We start from the raw sequence: 17,211 nt of genomic DNA on the forward strand, positions 1-17,211 counted from the left end.
CCCCAGTCCTCCGAGGCGGCGTACACCGCGGTGGGGACGACCACGGCCCGCAGGTACGTGAAGAGCGGACGCAGCGCGTCCCCTCACCAGGGTGCGGCCCCGCCGCCGTTCCGCTGCGCCGCCGTTCCGCTGCGCCGCCGTTCCGCTGCGCCGCCGTTCCCGCTCAGCCCTGGAGGAGTTTCTTCACGGCGGCGGCGACACGGCCGCCCTCGGCCAGGCCTGCCACCTTCGGGTTCACGATCTTCATCACGGCGCCCATGGCCCGCGGACCCTCCGCACCGGTCGCCTTCGCCTCCCCGACGGCCTGGGCGACGATCGCGTTCAGCTCGTCGTCGGACAGCTGCTTGGGCAGGTACGCGGCGAGAACCTCACCCTCCGCCTTCTCCCGCTCGGCCGACTCGGCACGACCACCCTGCGCGAAGGCGTCGGCAGCCTCGCGGCGCTTCTTCGCCTCGCGAGTGATCACCTTCTGCACCTCGTCGTCGGAGAGCTCCCGCTTCTCCTTGCCCGCGACCTCTTCCTTGGTGATCGCGGCGAGCGTCAGCCGGAGCGTCGACGAGCGCAGCTCGTCGCGCTCCTTGATGGCGGCGTTGAGGTCGTGCTGCAGCTTCGACTTGAGCGTGGTGGTCATGCCGTCGATTGTCGCAGGTGTCCGAGCCCGAACGCCCGCTGATTTACGGGCGGCCGGTCTCTGGGACGGTCGCGGGGTCTGACACGTCGCGGGGTCTGACACGATGGTCGTATGCGCGCGCGATACGGAGTACCCCTGGGGATCATGGCGGCAGGCGCCGCCGGAGTGGCGTACGCGGCGGGCTTCGAAGCCCGCTCGTTCCGCCTCCGCCGAGTGACGGTCCCGGTCCTTCCGCCGGGCATGCGCCCGCTGCGCGTGCTCCAGGTCTCCGACATCCACATGGTCGGCGGCCAGCGCAAGAAGCAGCGCTGGCTGCAGTCGCTGGCGGGCCTGCGCCCCGACTTCGTGATCAACACCGGCGACAACCTGTCGGACCCCGAGGGCGTCCCCGAGGTCCTCGACTCGCTCGGCCCGCTGATGGAGTTCCCGGGCGCCTACGTCTTCGGCTCCAACGACTACTACGGCCCCAAACCCCGCAACCCCGCCCGCTACTTGCTGGAGAAGGTCAGCGGCCGCCACGGCCTGAACGGCAACGCGCCGGTGGTCGGCGCGATCCACAACCCCTGGGAGGACCTCAGGGACGGCTTCGACTCGGCGGGCTGGCTGAACCTGACGAACACCCGGGGCGTCCTGAAGGTCGAGGGCGTCTCCATCGAGCTCACCGGCCTGGACGACCCTCACATCAAGCGCGACCGCTACGCCCGGGTCGCCGGGGGCCCGTCCGGCACCTACGACTTCTCGATGGGCGTCGTCCACGCCCCCTACCTGCGCGTCCTCGACGCCTTCACGGCCGACGACTACCCCCTGGTCCTCGCCGGCCACACCCACGGCGGCCAGCTCTGCATCCCCTTCTACGGCGCCCTGGTCACCAACTGCGACCTCGACACGGACCGCGTGAAGGGCCTCTCCACGCACACCGCCGAGGGCCGCACCGCCTACCTCCACGTCTCGGCCGGCTGCGGGACCAACCGCTACACCCCGGTTCGCTTCGCGTGCCCGCCGGAGGCGACGCTGCTGACGCTGGTGGGGCGGGAGTAGGGAGCGGGCACTCGGGCGGCGGAGCCGGCGGACGGAGCCCTCCTAAGGGTCGGGTGCGGGTATTGCACGGGTACGGGTACGTGTATTGCCGGAGCGGGAGCAGAGCCGAGGTAGCGGGCCCAGGCAGCGCGACGAGGTAGCGGGCCGAGGCAACGGGGCGCCCCGTGAACACCCGACGTGGGACATTCACCCACCTGGAGTGCCCCACATGGCCCCATACGTCCCCTCTGCTTAGCGTGAGGGCATGACGGCACCGATACCCAGGGACATCCCGGACCTGCCCGCGGTCCCGGCCCCGCCCGTGCTGATGCCCTCCGACGTCCCGGTCACGGCGGTGGTGGCGCCGATCCACCGCCCCGCGGTCGCGGTGTTCCGCCTCCTGACCGCGATGGCGGCGTTCGCGGGCGTCGCCCTGGAACTCCTCCTCGGAAGCCCCGCCCGCACCCTGAGCTACTTCGGCGTCCAGGCCACCCTGATCCTGGCCGTCGTCATGCTCCTCTCGGCCTCCAGGGCCTGGCGGGCCCGCCGCACGCTACCCCCCGCCGTGACAGGAGCCGCACTCCTCTACGTCGTGATCGCGGCGCTGGTCTACCACCTGCTCCTGGCCCACACGACACCCCCGTTCTCCATGACGGGCGCGACCGCGCCGCCCGTGCGCTGGCACGGCCAGTGGACAGCCCTCCAGGTCCTCCACGTGGTGGTTCCCACGGCGGCCCTCCTGGACTGGCTCCTCCTGACCCCCGCGGCCCGCCTGCGTCTGCGCATGGCCGCTTCCTGGCTCCTCTACCCCCTGGCCTACCTGGTCTTCTACCTCGTGCGGGCCACCGTCCTCCCCGCCTCCGCACCGGGCCGCTACCTCTACCCCTTCCTCGACGTCGCCGCCCACGGCTACCGCCACACCCTCGCGAACGCTCTCCTCCTGGGCCTCGCGTTCTACGGCGTGGGACTCCTCCTGACAGCTCTGGACCACACCCGCCCGACCCCGACCCGCCGCCGCGTCTGAATCGGATTTCGTCTCCAGCCCCCAGTGGGCTAAAGTAAACGTCGTCGCCGCGACAAGCAGCGACATCGGGGTGTAGCGCAGCTTGGCAGCGCGCTTCGTTCGGGACGAAGAGGTCGTGGGTTCAAATCCCGCCACCCCGACAGAGAAACACCAGGTCAGGCCCGGTGCTGAGAGATCAGCGCCGGGCCTGATTTGCTGTACGGCCCCGTTTTGGGAGCCATTTGGGAGCCGCCTTCAAGAAACCGGCTCCCAGGGCCCGTCTGTCGACGAGCACGCGGGAGCGTGTGGTCAGATCCAGTCCCCATGCTTGAAGGCGAAGTACAGCGTCAGAGAGACGACGATGACGGCGCTGGAAACGATGAATCCCGACTGGTGTCCGAAGCCGGGGTAGGGAAGGTTCTGTCCGTAGAAGCCAGTGATCGCCGTGGGCACGGCGATGATCGCAGCCCAGCTCGTCACCTTCTTCATGATCAGGTTCATCCGGTTCGCCTGCACCGACAAGTTGGTCTCCATCACCGAGGCCACCAGGTCGCGCAGCGATTCCGTCCACTCGCCGGCACGCAGCACGTGGTCGTACACATCTCGGTAGTACGGCAGCAAGGGGCCGTCGACGACGTCGAGGTCGGGGCGCATGAGGGCGTTGACGACCTCTCGCATGGGCAGTACCACGCGACGGAGCCGGACCAGTGATTTCCCCAGGGCGTAGGACTGGCGCTGTACGGTCTGGATCTGTCGGCCGCCTTCGACGAAGAGCAGAGCGTCCAGTTCCTCGATACGTTCGTCGAGTTGCTGCACCGCGGCGAAGTGCCCGTCGACGACATGGTCGAGCAGGCCGTGGAGCAGAAAGGCGACCCCGTGTGCTGCCAGAGCCGGGGTACAGTCCCAGCGGGCGACCAGATCGTCGACGGCGAACGTGGGGTCCTTGCAGACGGTGAGCAGCGCCCGCGGCGTGAGGATGACCGCGAGCTCGCTCATCGTCAGTCCTGCGCCGTCCGGATCGACGGCGACCGCGTAGACACTGAGGAAGTGATGGGTGCGGTAGTTGTCGAGTTTCGCCCGCTGTCTCTCGTGCAGCGCGTTCTCGAGAGCTAGCTCGTGGAGACCGAGTTCCTTGCCGACCGCCGTGAACTCGGCGCGGTCCGGGCGGTACAGGTCCAACCAAACGGTCGAAGACCGGTCCACCAGATGCCGGGAGATGTCCCGGACCGGGAAGTCCTCCTCGACCAGGGAGCCGTCGCGGTACAGCCGAGTACGGGCCATGTCGCGCACCCCGCACCAGCGGAACATCAGCGGACACCACTACCGGACATCCACCCCGACGGGCGGCACCGCCTTGATCGCCTGTCTGCGGGATTCGGAGTCGCCGCCGAACACGGAACCTCGTCCTCTCACCGTAAGTCGTGCGCCGCCGCACCGGCTGCGCTCGCCGACGGTTCCGGACTCGTTGTCTCTCGGTGAAATGCCTGCTCATGCGCACGCTCCGGAGCCTCGGAGCGGCGTAGAGTGAAAGCACCGGGAGTATTTCGCACAACGGCCGCCATGTCGGTGTCGTTCCCGGCGAGCAGCAACACCGGCCTCCGAGAGGAGGCTCGGGGACAGGTCCGCGTCATGACCGCGACCATCGAACCTACGATCATCAAAGAGCGCCTGCCTTCGGCGCCGGCCCGGCTGTCCCTGACCCCGACCGGCTCGGTTCCAGGTCTTCTGGACGGTGCCTGGTGGCCCCGCTCCCATGATCTCTTCCGGGAGATCCCCACTCTGACGGACGCGCTGGACGCGTGCTGGGGCCGGATCACCCACGTCACCGTGAACCCGGCCCACTGGCCCGTCATCCCGCGCAAGGTCCCCGTCACGGGGCACACGGTGCATGTCGGCTGGTTCGCCGACGAGCAGGACCCGAACAAAGTGATGCTCTTCTCCTACACGGTGGGCCGCCTGGACCTGCTGGTGATCCCTCCGGAGACGGAGCCGGCCGCCGCCGCCCGGCTGATGGCAGCAGCAACCGATCCGGGACGTATCCGCACCGCCAGCGGTCTGATGGCCGACGAGGCCATCAGCCACGACGCGACAGAGGCTCGGATCCTGGAAGAGGAATGGGAGACCGACGGCGGAGCCGCTTCGGCGGCCGGAGCCGCGATCGGGATCTCGAGTTCCGCCCCGAGGAGGTGAGGACGTGGAGACCGCCGTCACCGTCGCCGTGATCATCTTCGCGATCATCGCGGGAATGTTCCTGATCCACCGGCTCAACGCGCAGCATGACGGAGGAATCGGGGCGTTCCGCTACAGCGACGCCCTCCCGGGAATCGGCCGGCGGCCCCGTAAGAGCCCACGTGCCACCGTGCCGAAGGGTCCTCCCGCCGACGCCACACGCCGTGAGCATCGAGAGGGGAGCCGCTGATGACGCCGACCTGCTTCCAGCCAGGGTGGGGGTGGGGCGACGGCCGTCACACCCACCGGCGCGCCGCCCCTGATGCACGTCGTCCTTAGTGAGTAAGGGGTCACCATGAAGTCACCGGAACTGCCGTCGGCCGGGCACGCGGAGGTTCGTATCGTCGCCGCGGACCCGGAGACGGCTCGCCATGTCGCGGAGACTCTCCGCCGTTGTTTCGCCGCCACCGAAGCGCGCAGCTACCCCGCAGGCACCGACGGCGGAACACGACTCCACCTCACCGTGGACACCACGTGCATGGCGGAGCCGGTGCGCTCCTGGCTGTTGACCAGCCAGTCCTCCCGGGACGATCACACACAGCCGGACGAAATCTGAGGAGGATGCCCCTCAGCGGGGAAGGAGGACACCGCCCCAGACGTACGGGTTTCCGTCAGCGCCGGCACGAGAGGCAGGCGACCATGGCGACGTTGCACGAGCGGCAGCACTACCGCGAGGCGATCATGAAGACCCTGTACGAGGCCATCGAAGGCAATCGTCTTCTCGGCCTCACTGGGGCGCAGCTGCGCGAGGGCCTCGTCATGCCCGAGGAAGACCTGGCCGCCGCCTGCACGTACCTGGCGGCCGAGGGACTGATCCAGGTCGACTGGGCGCGAGGAAACACACCCGCGATGGTCACACTGCTGCACAAGGGGATCCAGCTCATGGAGACCGAGGAGAAGGACAGTGACTGACACGGCCCAGGCCGCCCTCAGGGCGCCAGCCGGTCACATGACGGCCATATCCTCCCATATGACTGAAACGGCCTCCCGGGCATACCCTGATGAGTGGGCCGGTGCACTCTCACGTGCAACGACCCGGAAGGGCGGCCCCGGTGTGTATACGCCGGGGCCGTTGCGTCACTGGCACATGCCACGGGGGAGAAGGCGTGATCCGCTGGGCCGATCCCCGCGAGTGACGCAACTGCGACGTCGTTGACCCGAAGGGCCGGGAGATCAGCGCGCCGTCTACGTGGACAACGGACAGCGACTGACCCGCCGCTGATGCCGGGGGCTGACGTGGTGCTCTATCTTCTGCTGCTCATCGTGGCGGTTGTGCTCGGCGTCGACCTTGTCCTCCTGAGAACGCGGATGGAGCGCAGCCGCGGGCCCCGCGTCCGGTAGGGCGGTCCGACCGGCCACCCGACCTACCCTCTGCATGGGGTACCACCGGCTCCTGGCGCAGTGCCCGACAGCGCTCACATGCCCTCGCCTGAGCGACGTCGGGCGCTCGCCGTTAGCGTGGGGGAAGGGACCCAACAGACCACCTGCGCCTCGGAAAAGAGGTGCCCGAAGATGGCGGATATCGGACTGCCGAACCGGCGTGAGACCCCTCGCGCGGTGTCATTGGGCGAGCGCAGCGGGAAGAGGGTGGGGGCGCCGCACGGAAGCGATCCAGGGTGGCGTGGCCGTACCACGATCGCCGACGGTGTGGTGGCGAAGATTGCCGGGATGGCCGCCCGGGACGTGCCGGAGTCCATTCGATGGGCGGTGGGTTCGCCCGTGGCATGGGGGCGATGCGTGAACGTATGCCCGGTGCCAGTGGGAAGTCCGTCACCAGCGGGGTGAAGGTCGAGGTCGGCGAGGTGCAGACCGCGGTCGATCTGGAGATCGTCGTCGAGTACGGCGTCTCCATCATCGATGTCGCGGGCGATGTCAGAGAGAACGTGATCGCTGCCATCTCAACATCGCGGTCGGCGATGTGCATTTGCCCGACGAGGACGAGGAACAACCAGAGCGGCAGCTCGAGTAACCGCCGGCAATCGCCGTAACCGCACGGGTGAGCTGACCGCACCGGGTTGACGCTGCCCGGCAAGGCGGCAGGAAAGACGGGTGTGTCCCTGGCGGTGACCGCCAGGGACACACCAGCACTCATCGCTGGGGCTATACAGGCAGACGCGACTCGCTGAATGCGCGCAGGAGATGGCTGAGTACGCGCACTGATGACGTGGGACTCATCGCCAGGCGGGCTTCGAGCGCCGTCTCCCACTGCTCGGTCAGCCCGATCACGAGCCGGTTGCGCATGCCGGGGGTGACGTGGGCGTAGCGCGCCGAGACCGAGCCGTCGATGTGGCCCATGCGTTCGTCCATGAGGACCTTCTCGGTGCCGAGGTCCTCCATCATCGTCCGGTGGGTGTGGCGAAGGCCGTGGGGTGTGAGTCCCTTGGCTATCGGAAGCCAGCAGGCATCGGCCCGTACGCTGGCACCCCGCCCCCGTGCCGGGACACCGGGCCAAGGATCGCCGAGCAAGGGCACCGGCCGGGCCTCCTGCGGCGCCTTCTTCGGGTACCAGCCGGAGACCGCCGGCGTGAACAGCCAGGTGGCGAAGCCGTTCCTGCGCCAGTGGGCGGCGTGGCCCGACACCGCGCCGCCTCGCACGAATCCGAGGTCCGCGATGGCCCGCTCCACCTTGGTGCGGGTGGATTCGGTGACGCGGTCAGGGTGGTTCAGGACGTTGGAGACAGTGCCCGCCGATACGTCGGCGCGACGGGTGACGTCGATGAGCTTCGCGCCCTGGTGGCCACCGGTACGAGCCGCGCCCTGTCCGCGGAAGACGTAGATCCGGCCATGACACGGGCACGGGGTCGGCTTCGTGCGGGCGACGTGGTCGGTCAGGAGCGCCGACAGCCAGTTCGGGGCGTCGAGGGTGCGGTAGCTGTCGTCCTTGGGCGGACAGCGCACCAGCTCGCCCGTGTCGAGTTCGTACAGCTGCCATTCGACACGGACGACCCCGGGTCGGGCGAACTCGGTCTCAAGGCCGACGATTTCGCCCCAGCGCATGCCGGTGTACCCCTTCAGCACCACGGCGACGAACTCGTCGTCGCGGCCAGAGAGCAGGGCGGCCCTCTCGGCGGTCAGCAGGATGCCGAGCGCGTCGGTGACGACCTTCTCCGGACCACGGTCGCGGGAGCGGCCGGCGCGCTTGCCGCGTCCGCGCCGCCTGGCGGCCGGGTTTGACGTGATCAGGCCCTCGTCAATCGCGTCCTCGAAGATCAGGTGGAGCGTCGAGCGCCAGGTCTTGACGCTGGAGGCCGCGTAGGCGCTCTTCTCCTTCTTCTCCCAGAGGTCGACGTCCGTGCGCAGGATGCCGGCGAGCGCCTTGTCCTCGAACTCGGGGAGCAGGTGCTCCTCGATGTGGCGCTTGTAGTTCTGCATGGTCGAGGCGGCCAGGTCCTGGCCCTCGTACCAGCGGTTGGCGTACTCGCCGAAGGTCTCCTGGCCGAGCGCCGGGTCGCGCCAGTCGCCGCGCCGGTACTTGTTCTCGGCCTCGCTCGCGGCGCGCTGGGCCTCGCCCTTGGTGGCGAACCTGATCGCCTTGCCGGTCTCGTCGACGACCGTGAGGTGCTTGCCGGGCGCGGTCTTGTATCGGCCGCGCCAGTAGTTTCCGCGCTTCTCCGCGAAACCCATGTGTTCCTCCCCTTCCTCGTCGTCGACCTAAGCGGCGGTACCGAACTGGCTCTGGCGTGCTCGGCGTGGTGGCCGGGCGCGCAGGCGGGCCGTGGGCACGGCAGACGGCTGGGAGGGCTTGAGAGTTGGCGGCTTGCGGGCGGGAGCAGGGGCTGGATGCTGCCGCGGGGAGGTAGGTCGGGCCTCGTGCATGCGGATGATCTCCGCGAGGTGCTCGCCGGTGAAGCGGTAGGCGCGGCCGACGCGGGTGAACGGGATGAGGCGTCGCCGGGCGCGGTCCTTGACCCACCAGGCAGAGCAGCCGAGGACGGCGGCGACCTCCTCCGGGACGTACAGGCGCGGGGGAGTGGCCTCCGAGTGCGGAGTCGGCGCGGGGGCAGGGAGTATCGCGGATTGGCGCAAGGGGTGAGTCCTCTTCTGGCGGGCGTGGGTGCGGCAACACCGGCCCGCCGGTCGATCGCTAGGGATGAGGTGAGGTGTCCGTGCTGGGGGTTTGCGGGCCCAGGACGGGAGTGAATGAAGGCCGGTGGCTACGCCTCGCCTGAGGAGCTGGTGTCCTCGTGCTGCTCGGCGGACGACGGTCCGTACGACTCCAGCAGGTGCTTGGCAGCTGCCTCGGCCATGGCGTTGGAGACCATCACGTCCGCTTCCTCGCGGATGTCGGGGTGTTCGGCGAGGTACACGTCCAGGGCGTCACGTGCCTGGGTGAAGGCGGCGTTGGCGCGCTGGGTCTCGCGGTACGCGTCCACGACGGCGTCGATGAGTTCCATCGCGCGGGCCTGAGCGGCGAGCTGCGGGGGGCCGACGAGGTTGCGCAGGTCGATGCCGAAGACCTCGGCGAAGCCGATGGCCTCGTCGAGGTTGATGCGGCGCTTGCCGTTCTCGATGCGCCAGACCGCCGACGGGTTCATGTCGAAGCCGGCGTCGTTCAGGCGGTCGGACAGAGCGTTGGTGCTCCAGCCGCGCGCCTCGCGCTCGAGCTTGATGCGCACCGCGACGTTCGCCTCGCCGCTGAGCAGCACGCCCTGCGGGGCGTCTTCGTCCGCCACGGCCACCTCCTTCCATTCGTAGCAAGTCACTGCCGTATGCAGCGACCCATACACAGTAACATCCTTCTGCGAGATGCAGAGCACTTCTGCAATCGGCAATTCATGTGGCATGCTGGTAGCCCCGCCCCCTCCAGCCCGAGGAGTCCCCGCGCCCCACCCCATGTAGCGCCACATGCAAAAAGCCCCCGGCTGTCACCGGGGGCCAAGCGCAAACCTCTCAACCGCCATCCCTAGCGATCGACCCGCGTGGCCGGGATTGCCGTCCCATATGGCCCGCGAGCAGAGGAGCTGATGCCCAGTATGACCGAACCCCAGCCGAATACGCCATCCCTCCAGGCCGACGGCACACCGGCCGACGCAACCGGCCAGCCGACTCACACCGCGCCACCCGCAGACGCAGCCCGCCACGACGAACCCAAAGTCGTGCCTGCGTTCGAGGGGGCTCAGATACTGGATGACCTGCGGGCCCGGATCAAGCAGTTCGTCGTGATGCCGAGCGACGAGGCCCTCACCGCAGTAACCCTGTGGGTGGCGGCCACCCATCTGCAGCCCGCGTGGCAGCACGCGCCGCGCCTGGCAGTGGTCGGTCCGGCCAAGCGGTGCGGCAAGTCGCGGCTGCTCGACGTGGTGACCGAGACCGTGCACGCACCGCTGATCACGGTCAACGCCAGCCCTGCGGCGATCTTCCGCTCGATCACCGCCGAGGATCCGCCCACGCTCCTGGTCGACGAGGCCGACACGCTGTTCGGCACCGCCAAGTCGGCTGAGCGCAACGAGGACCTGCGCGGCCTGCTGAACGCCGGCCACCAGCGCAACCGGCCCACCTTGCGTGTCACCGGCCCTGAACACACACCGGTCGCCTTCCCGACCTTCGCCATGGCCGCCCTGGCGGGCATCGGTGACCTCCCCGACACGATCATGGACCGGTCGGTGGTCATCCGGATGCGCCGCCGGGCACCGGGCGAGACCGTCGCGGCGTTCCGCACAGGGCGGGACACCCCCGCCCTGCACGCCGTACGCGACCGCCTTACCGCCTGGCTCCAGCCCCGGCGCACCGAGGCGATGGACGCCGAGCCGGGCATGCCGGTCGAGGACCGCGCCGCCGACACCTGGGAGCCCCTGGTGATCGTCGCCGACCTCGCGGGAGGCGACTGGCCCCCGCTGGCCCGAACGGCCTGCCGGGTGATGACCGCCCACGAGTCGGGCAAGGACGCGGACACAGGGCTACGCACCCGCATCCTGATCGACATCCGCCGGGTCTTCACCGCCGAGCGCAACCCCGCCGCGCTGCGCACGAGCCGTCTGCTCGAAGAGCTCAACAACGACGAGGAAGCGCCATGGGCCGAGTACGGCTCTACCGGGCTGACCTCGCGCCGACTCGGGATTCTGCTGGAGGACTACGGCATCCGCCCGGGCAATCGCCGTTTCCCCGGCGGCGGCCAGGCCAAGGGCTACGCCCGAAACCAGTTCCTCGACGCATGGGCTCGCTACTGCCCCGCACCAACGGCCGAAACGGCGAATCCAGCCGAGCCCGGCGAGGGCGCAGGCACCGGCACCGGCACCGGCACCGGCACCGGCACCGCAGCCTGACCCGGCTCGACCCGTCACACCCGTCCCCGCGCAGGTCAGCGCAGGGACGGGTGATCGGCCCGCAACGGGTCAACCCGACATCGTCATGTCTCTCGTACCTGCCCTGACCAGGCACGCAACGGGTGGTACGAGTCACCGCACCTCACAGCGGCCCCTTCCTCCTGCGCCAGTGAGCGCCGCCCAACACCAACTGGAGTGCTTCCTCTTGACTCCTCGCACCACCGTCACCGCACCCTCCGCCCTACCGGGCAGCGCCGCGATCCGCTTCGGCATCGTCCTGCTCGGTGCCATCGGTTTCGCCCTCTCCTACGACGCCCTGCGTCAGATGGCCGTCGCCATCCACATCCGCGGAATGCTCACCTATGTCTTCCCGCTCGTGATCGACGGGTTCATCGCCATCGGCGTCGGCACCCTGCTCATCCTGCGCACCGCCCCGCTGCGCTCACGCCTGTACGTATGGGCGCTCGTCGGACTGGCCACCGCCACGAGTATCTGGGCCAACGCCCTGCACGCCGTCCGTCTCAACCAACAAACCCGCCCGGACGGACTGCACCTGGACGACATCACCGTCGGCGTCCTGTCCGCCATCGCCCCGCTCGCTCTGGCCGGCGCCGTCCACCTCTACATCGTGATCCGCCGCCATCCCACGCCTGGCGCCCAGGAAGTGGGCGCCGCCGTACGCCACACCCCTGCCACCCACAGCCACAACGGCACCGATGGCGCCCAGCTCGCCGCCCCCGCCGAAGAGGACCCCGATCGCCCGGACCCACTCGCTCTTGAAGTGGCAGACGGTCACATCGACGTGGCTCGGGTTTCCGCCGACGCGGCGCAGGGTGCCGCCAACGCGCCGGAGCTCCCACAGCCTTCTGCCGAGCCGGAAGCCCAGAAGCCTCGCGCTGTGTCCGGCGACCTCCTCGCCATAGCCCGCACCGCGCCACTAGGACGCGGTGGCCGCGCCTCCCGCCGCCACATCGAGGAGGCAATCCGTGGCGAGGGCCTTTCCATCAGCCGGGCTGACGCGGAAACGGTCAAGGACGCCCTGCAGGCCGAACTCGACGAGGCCATCACTCAGAGGCAGACCGAACTCGACCAGGCTGCCGCTGGCGCTTTCTGAGTCCTACGCCCGCTCACGTCGCCCCCCTCTCGACTCGCACCACCCGTCCCCGCACAGGTCAGCGCGGGGACGGGTGATCGGCCCGCAACGAGTCCACCCGACATCGCCCCGCATCACGAACGCTCTACGGAGAACCTCCTCATGCACGACCCGCACGACGGACTCCCCACCACCCAAAAGGCGATGACGACCACCGCCACCCAGCCAGCAAGGTATGCCGCTGGACCGTCCAAGGGCCGGTCCAACGAAGCAGCCTCCGCCCCAGGGGTGGCGGAGGCCCTCGGGGACCAGGGGGTGCCCGAGGAGGAACAGCCCGTCGACACCGCCACAGTTCCGCTGCCGCGAGCCGCCGACGCCGCCGCGCTGCACCGCGTCGCCCGACGCCGCCAGCGCAAAGACACCCAGCGCAAGGAGCGTGTCGACGTGCGCTACAGCGTCGACGAGAAGGCCGACATCCTCCGCATGGCCAGGTCGCTGAACATCGCCGGCGCCCACTACGTCGGCGCCGTCGTCATGGCCCACCTCCACGGCGACCTCACCGTGCCCGGCCAGCGCACCCCGCTCGACGACTACATCGACGAGCTGACCGCCCTCCGCAGCCAGGTCGCCAAGATCGGCCACAACATCAACCAGATCGCCAAGAAGCTCAACTCCGGTGGCCATTCACACCCTGGGGACACCGCCCTCCTGAGCCAGGCCGAACGCACCCTGGACGTGGTCGGCACCACCGTCCGCCACATCGCGGCAACCACAAACCAGGCAGCCGCCAAGAAGGCAGCCTGATGATCGCGAATATCCGTAGCGGCAAGGAAACCGCCGGCCTCATCCGGTACCTGTTCGACACGAAGAGGGCCAAGGACCACACAGACCCACATCTGGTCGCCTCCTGGGATGGCTTCGCACCCGACCCAGGCCGTTCCGAGGACGTCGACGCCACGAGGAACCTCTTGGTGGCGGACCTGGACCTGCACGTCAAGCAGGCCACACGGCTCGGCCGCGCCCCCGAGCGGCACGTGTGGCACTGCTCGGTACGCGCCGCGCCCGAAGACCGCATCCTCAGCGACGAGGAGTGGGCCGACATCGCCCGCCGGGTCGTCGCCGCCACCGGCATCGCGCCGGACGGCGACCCAGACGGCTGCCGCTGGGTCGCCGTCCGCCACGCCCCCGACCACATCCACATCGCGGCCACCAAAGTCCGCGGCGACCTGCGCATCGCGCGCCACTGGAACGACTACCTCACCGCCGACCGCGAACTCGCCGCGATCGAGGAGGAATACGGCCTGCGGCAAGTCGTACGCGGTGACCGCACCGCCGCGAAGCGCCCGACCCGCGCCGAGCAGGAAAAGGCCCACCGCCAAGGCCAGCACAAGCCCGCTCGCGAACGCCTGCGCTCCACCGTCCGCACCGCAGTAGCCGCCGCCACCAGCGCCGAGGAGTTCGTACACCTGCTCAGCCACGTCGACGGAGTACTCGCCGAAGTCGTGTACTTCCCCTCCGGAGACGTACGCGGCTACAAGGTCGCCTGCGAAGACACAACCACCGCCAGCAACGAGCCCGTCTGGTTCTCGGGCTCCGAACTCGCCCCGGACCTGTCCTTCCCCAAGATCCGCGAGCGACTCGAAGCCATCGACCCACAGCCCGCCGAGCAGCCGGGCCGACGCAGGCCCAACCCCTGGCACCAGGCCACCGCAGCCGCCGAACGCATCCCCCACCGCCTCGACCATGCCGACGATGAAGCCGCCCAAGGTCACCTCGCCGCATTCGGCGAAGCCCTCGACGCCCTACCTCTCATCGCGCCCCAGCCCGTTCGATCCCAACTCCGTGAGGCAGCGACCACGTTCGAGCGCGCCACCCGGTCCCGCATCCGAGCCGATCACCACCATGCCCGTGCCCTGCGCGGTGCCGTGCGGGCCATGCTCCGCGAGACTGCCCCCAGGGACGGAGCTGCCCTGGCGATGTTCCTCGACGCCGCGATCCTCGCCATCATCGCCGCCGCTCGCTGGCACGAGCTCCGCCACCACGACCAGCAAGTCGCTGCCGCCCATCAGGCCGTGATCTACCTCCAGGCGGCTTACGCCCAGGTGGCTGCCGCGCCCCTGACCGCCCTGGCCCAGCGCCGACCGCCGCAGCAGATGGTCGAGCGGCACATCCACGTCATCCGACGGTCCGTGCCCGAACACGCGGCGCAGGTGATGGAGGACGGGGCCTTCGACGCCCTCGCTGCCACACTCGCCGAGGCCGAGGCCGCAGGACACGACCCCGAGCAACTCCTCCAGCAAGCCGCCGATCAGCGAGCTCTGGACGATGCTCGCCACCCAGCACGGGTCCTGACCTGGCGTGTCCAGCGTCTCAGCGCAAGGCCGGCGCCCAGCGCACGCGCCCGTGCAGCGCAGGCCCGCAGTGCAGCGTGGCGCCCCGGCGTGCCACCACTGCATGCGACAACGGCGGCTTCCCCAGCCACCCTGCAACCGACCCAAGCTCGGCGGCGCTGATCAGGCCGGGGCGGACAGCTCGGGAGTGACCAGTTCCAACGCTTCTTGTGCCGCGTCCGAAGTATCTGGCACGGTCACGACGCGAATCCAAGGCGGTGATTTTCTCGCTGGGCAGCCAAGTGGTTCGCCAGTGCCCCGGGGCCGATCTCGCTCAGGACCCAGAGGCTGCTGGACCGCCGGGCCCACTGCCAGAGCGGGTCGCCGGTATCCGCAGGGGTGTGGAAGGGCAGTACGGGGATGCCGTGGGTATTGAAGGGATCGGGGTCGAGGTAGCGCAGACCGCCGGTGCCGCACAGATAGTGGGTACTGCCGGTGGCCATGGCAAGGTCGGCAAGACGCTCGGACCGGCTTTGGCGAGCCGGGATCCCACTGCTGTCCAACACTTCCCCTGCCCAGCCAAGGACGCCGAGCATGGCAACCGTCGATGCTCTCGCGATGCTGGCCACACAGTCTGTGGTGGCAAGCGCGTACACAACCGCGTCCAGGACCTCGGACACGGCACCCCAGTGGGAGCTGCGCCCGTAGTACTGGCGCACAAGCAGCTCGACCGTGCGGCGCGAGTGGCCGGGATCAACGAGCCGAGCCTGGTTGATCAGTGTCGGACGTCCATGGGGAAGATGTGTCGGCAGTGTGAGCCACTGCTGCCGACCGGGATCGCCCAAGGCGGCGAGACGTGCTCGGTGCTGGTAGTCGCGCCGGGCGAACTGCACGTCGTCGAGGACGATCCAGCGGTCGGCGGCGAAGAGCTTCGCCAGAGTGGACAGCCGTGGGAACAGGTTCGGTTGATGGATCGCGCACATCCCGCTCGGCGGGCTGACGCGGGGTGGCTCAGGTGCTGATGAGGCGGCTGTCGAAGCCGGCGCCCAGGAGTCGCTCGTAAGCGTCATAGACATCCCCCGGTACTTCCTGCTCGATGGCAAAACCAAGCTTTGGGTACTCGATCACCCGTTGCAGGTCGCCGACGAGCATGTCGACGACGAGCTTCTCGTCGCCGATGGACTTGATGTAGTCGTCCAGCTCCAGCGGTTCGGAGGCGCAGACGACCTCGGCCTCGGGCCACAGTTTGCGGCAGGTCGCATAGGAGCGGCGCTCCATGTACGGCTTGGAGATGAGGAGCAGCGACTCGATCTCCACCCCGGCCTCGGCGAGCAGCTCGCGGGAGAAGGTGATGTTCTGGCCGGTGTTGGCCGCCTTCGACTCGACCAGGATCGCCTCGTCCGGCACGCCCAGGCCCAGGGCGTGCTCGCGATAGTGGACGGCCTCGCCGCGAGGGAAGCGGGCACGGGTGGTGGGGCTGTTGCCGCCGCTGAAAACCAGGACGGAGAAGAGACCAGCACGGTACAGATCGGCGGCCGCGGTGGCCACACCGAGGTCGTGGCTGCCGAGACCGATCGCCGCCGAGCAGGGCCGCTGCTCGTGGCCCATCTGGTGGTAGTTCCAGATCAGTGTCGCGTCGTGGAACTGCTCGTCGGTGATCTGGCGCTGCTCGTGCTCCGGCACTGGCACTCCCTGGCTCATCCCTGCTGACCCTTTCGGATGCCCTCGATGCTGCGGAACTGGTGGCTCAGCCCATACTGGCGAGCCACCTGTGCCGCTTGGTCGAGGACGGACAGCCCATCATTCCGGGTCGCCGCGTCCGACAGAAGGATGTGCCCGTGGGCGGTGTCCAACCGCACCCGCTGCATCGGGGAGTCGACCGTCCCGGTGCTGCGTGCGATGTCGATGCAGTGCAGGGCCTGCTTCAGGTCGCCGGCGCCGCGGTGGGCCAGGGCCAGCTTCTGGTGGGCGACCGACCAGTCCTCCGGCTCACCCAGATCCTCGAAGGCGCGGGTGGCAGCAGTCATCACGCGGGTGGCGTACTCGTTGTTGCCCTCCTTGCTCAGCGCCGTACCCACCCAGAGTCCAGCTCTGGCTCGGTCGCGGGGGCTCAATCGCTCGTCTAACGAGAGGAGTTCGTACTGGCGGGCAGAGGCATCGAGCTGGCCGGACATTTCCTGTACGACGGCGAGGGACAGCTCGATCTGCGCGACGCGACGCGGGATGTTCAGCTCGGTGAACATGCCACGGGCGGTCAGGTAAGAGTGCCGGGCGGAGAGCGGCCCCAGGATGGCGCCTTGATCGCGCTGGAGGTCGCCGAGGAGGACGAGGGAACGTCCGTAGAGGTAGAGCCCCTTGTCGTCGAGGTCGTGCGGGTCGTAGCGGCTCAGCCAGCGGTTCAACAGGGACGAGGCGAAAGGGAAGTTCTGGCGGCTGACACAGACGACAGCGCGGTCGATGTCCTCGGTCCACGTTTCGTGGTCTGCCGGCCGCGTGCTCTTCCGTCCGGGAGACACCAGCGCCTCGAAGCGGGCCTGAGCAGCGGAGTCCGGGTCATGTCCCCTGTAGTGGTGTAACCGCGTCGGGGGGATCTTCGGTCGTGGGGTAGATCGAGTCCATGCCGCCTTTGGGGAGGTAGCTGCGGG

General features: G+C 69.1%; 17 protein-coding genes, 1 tRNA gene and 3 pseudogenes. 12 read left to right on the forward strand and 9 right to left on the reverse strand.

The genetic code is table 11. From position 1 onward, the window contains the following. Together ACWD5D_RS43965 and ACWD5D_RS43970 are read right to left on the reverse strand one after the other, a co-directional pair. Window positions 1-77: pseudogene (locus ACWD5D_RS43965) on the reverse strand (CE1759 family FMN reductase); the annotation flags it as partial. An 86-nt stretch (window positions 78-163) separates the two neighbouring features. Next, on the reverse strand, window positions 164-631 hold the full coding sequence (locus ACWD5D_RS43970; RefSeq protein ID WP_451378381.1) for a GatB/YqeY domain-containing protein: 468 nt from the start codon (window positions 629-631) through the stop codon (window positions 164-166). 111 nt (window positions 632-742) lie between these two features. On the opposite strand from ACWD5D_RS43970, the gene ACWD5D_RS43975 reads away from it, so the two are divergent. From ACWD5D_RS43975 to ACWD5D_RS43985, 3 genes are all read left to right on the forward strand, one after another. After that, the gene (locus tag ACWD5D_RS43975; RefSeq protein WP_451378382.1) at window positions 743-1,669 is read left to right on the forward strand and encodes a metallophosphoesterase; all 927 of its coding nucleotides are present in this window, start codon (window positions 743-745) and stop codon (window positions 1,667-1,669) included. Between the two features lie 244 nt (window positions 1,670-1,913). After that, the gene (locus ACWD5D_RS43980; RefSeq protein WP_451378383.1) at window positions 1,914-2,672 is read left to right on the forward strand and encodes a Pr6Pr family membrane protein; all 759 of its coding nucleotides are present in this window, start codon (window positions 1,914-1,916) and stop codon (window positions 2,670-2,672) included. A gap of 66 nt (window positions 2,673-2,738) precedes the next feature. Beyond that, window positions 2,739-2,812: transfer RNA gene (locus ACWD5D_RS43985), tRNA-Pro, on the forward strand. A 148-nt stretch (window positions 2,813-2,960) separates the two neighbouring features. Here ACWD5D_RS43985 and ACWD5D_RS43990 read toward each other — a convergent pair. After that, window positions 2,961-3,932, reverse strand: coding sequence for a magnesium transporter CorA family protein (locus tag ACWD5D_RS43990; protein ID WP_351925797.1), 972 nt, complete (start codon window positions 3,930-3,932; stop codon window positions 2,961-2,963). 348 nt (window positions 3,933-4,280) lie between these two features. Between ACWD5D_RS43990 and ACWD5D_RS43995 the strand changes: the two genes are divergently transcribed. The 5 genes and pseudogenes from ACWD5D_RS43995 to ACWD5D_RS44015 all read left to right on the forward strand — a co-directional run bounded on the left by ACWD5D_RS43995 (window position 4,281) and on the right by ACWD5D_RS44015 (window position 6,849). Then, window positions 4,281-4,841, forward strand: coding sequence for a DUF5994 family protein (locus ACWD5D_RS43995; RefSeq protein ID WP_351925799.1), 561 nt, complete (start codon window positions 4,281-4,283; stop codon window positions 4,839-4,841). Window positions 4,842-4,845: 4 nt separating this feature from the next. Further along, window positions 4,846-5,070 (forward strand): hypothetical protein, encoded by a 225-nt coding sequence (locus tag ACWD5D_RS44000; protein ID WP_351925801.1) that lies wholly within the window; start codon window positions 4,846-4,848, stop codon window positions 5,068-5,070. A gap of 105 nt (window positions 5,071-5,175) precedes the next feature. Continuing rightward, a complete protein-coding gene (locus tag ACWD5D_RS44005) occupies window positions 5,176-5,436 on the forward strand; it encodes a hypothetical protein (RefSeq protein ID WP_351925803.1) in 261 nt (86 codons plus the stop codon). A gap of 83 nt (window positions 5,437-5,519) precedes the next feature. Continuing rightward, on the forward strand, window positions 5,520-5,792 hold the full coding sequence (locus ACWD5D_RS44010) for a hypothetical protein (RefSeq protein WP_351925805.1): 273 nt from the start codon (window positions 5,520-5,522) through the stop codon (window positions 5,790-5,792). 600 nt (window positions 5,793-6,392) lie between these two features. Next, window positions 6,393-6,849 (forward strand): annotated as a pseudogene (locus ACWD5D_RS44015) (Asp23/Gls24 family envelope stress response protein). 131 nt (window positions 6,850-6,980) lie between these two features. On the opposite strand, the gene ACWD5D_RS44020 reads toward ACWD5D_RS44015, so the two are convergent. The 3 genes from ACWD5D_RS44020 to ACWD5D_RS44030 all read right to left on the reverse strand — a co-directional run bounded on the left by ACWD5D_RS44020 (window position 6,981) and on the right by ACWD5D_RS44030 (window position 9,553). Next, window positions 6,981-8,504: a LacI family DNA-binding transcriptional regulator gene (locus ACWD5D_RS44020; RefSeq protein WP_351925807.1), complete on the reverse strand. Its 1,524-nt coding sequence runs from the start codon at window positions 8,502-8,504 to the stop codon at window positions 6,981-6,983. Window positions 8,505-8,531: 27 nt separating this feature from the next. Next, on the reverse strand, window positions 8,532-8,906 hold the full coding sequence (locus ACWD5D_RS44025) for a helix-turn-helix domain-containing protein (protein ID WP_351925809.1): 375 nt from the start codon (window positions 8,904-8,906) through the stop codon (window positions 8,532-8,534). Between the two features lie 128 nt (window positions 8,907-9,034). After that, the gene (locus ACWD5D_RS44030) at window positions 9,035-9,553 is read right to left on the reverse strand and encodes a helix-turn-helix transcriptional regulator (RefSeq protein WP_351925810.1); all 519 of its coding nucleotides are present in this window, start codon (window positions 9,551-9,553) and stop codon (window positions 9,035-9,037) included. Between the two features lie 300 nt (window positions 9,554-9,853). On the opposite strand from ACWD5D_RS44030, the gene ACWD5D_RS44035 reads away from it, so the two are divergent. The 4 genes from ACWD5D_RS44035 (at window position 9,854) to ACWD5D_RS44050 (ending at window position 14,749) form a co-directional block, all read left to right on the forward strand. Further along, on the forward strand, window positions 9,854-11,143 hold the full coding sequence (locus tag ACWD5D_RS44035) for a DUF3631 domain-containing protein (RefSeq protein ID WP_451378384.1): 1,290 nt from the start codon (window positions 9,854-9,856) through the stop codon (window positions 11,141-11,143). Between the two features lie 205 nt (window positions 11,144-11,348). Next, window positions 11,349-12,257: a DUF2637 domain-containing protein gene (locus tag ACWD5D_RS44040; RefSeq protein ID WP_351925814.1), complete on the forward strand. Its 909-nt coding sequence runs from the start codon at window positions 11,349-11,351 to the stop codon at window positions 12,255-12,257. Window positions 12,258-12,398: 141 nt separating this feature from the next. Next, entirely contained in the window at window positions 12,399-13,040 is a 642-nt protein-coding gene (mobC, locus tag ACWD5D_RS44045) for a plasmid mobilization relaxosome protein MobC (protein ID WP_451378385.1), read from the forward strand. Then, window positions 13,040-14,749, forward strand: a complete 1,710-nt coding sequence (locus ACWD5D_RS44050) for a relaxase/mobilization nuclease domain-containing protein (RefSeq protein WP_351925818.1) — start codon at window positions 13,040-13,042, stop codon at window positions 14,747-14,749. Before mobC ends, ACWD5D_RS44050 begins: the two co-directional genes overlap by 1 nt. Before the next feature lie 74 nt (window positions 14,750-14,823). Here ACWD5D_RS44050 and ACWD5D_RS44055 read toward each other — a convergent pair whose 3' ends face one another. The 3 genes and pseudogenes from ACWD5D_RS44055 to ACWD5D_RS44065 all read right to left on the reverse strand — a co-directional run. Further along, the gene (locus ACWD5D_RS44055) at window positions 14,824-15,549 is read right to left on the reverse strand and encodes a WbqC family protein (protein WP_351925820.1); all 726 of its coding nucleotides are present in this window, start codon (window positions 15,547-15,549) and stop codon (window positions 14,824-14,826) included. Between the two features lie 28 nt (window positions 15,550-15,577). Beyond that, window positions 15,578-16,267 (reverse strand): YdcF family protein, encoded by a 690-nt coding sequence (locus ACWD5D_RS44060; RefSeq protein WP_351925822.1) that lies wholly within the window; start codon window positions 16,265-16,267, stop codon window positions 15,578-15,580. Next, window positions 16,264-17,115, reverse strand: a pseudogene (locus ACWD5D_RS44065) (hypothetical protein); the annotation flags it as partial. The gene ACWD5D_RS44060 and the pseudogene ACWD5D_RS44065, both read right to left, overlap by 4 nt. Window positions 17,116-17,211: the final 96 nt, after the last annotated feature.

The organism is Streptomyces sp. NPDC002520 (genome assembly GCF_053595235.1).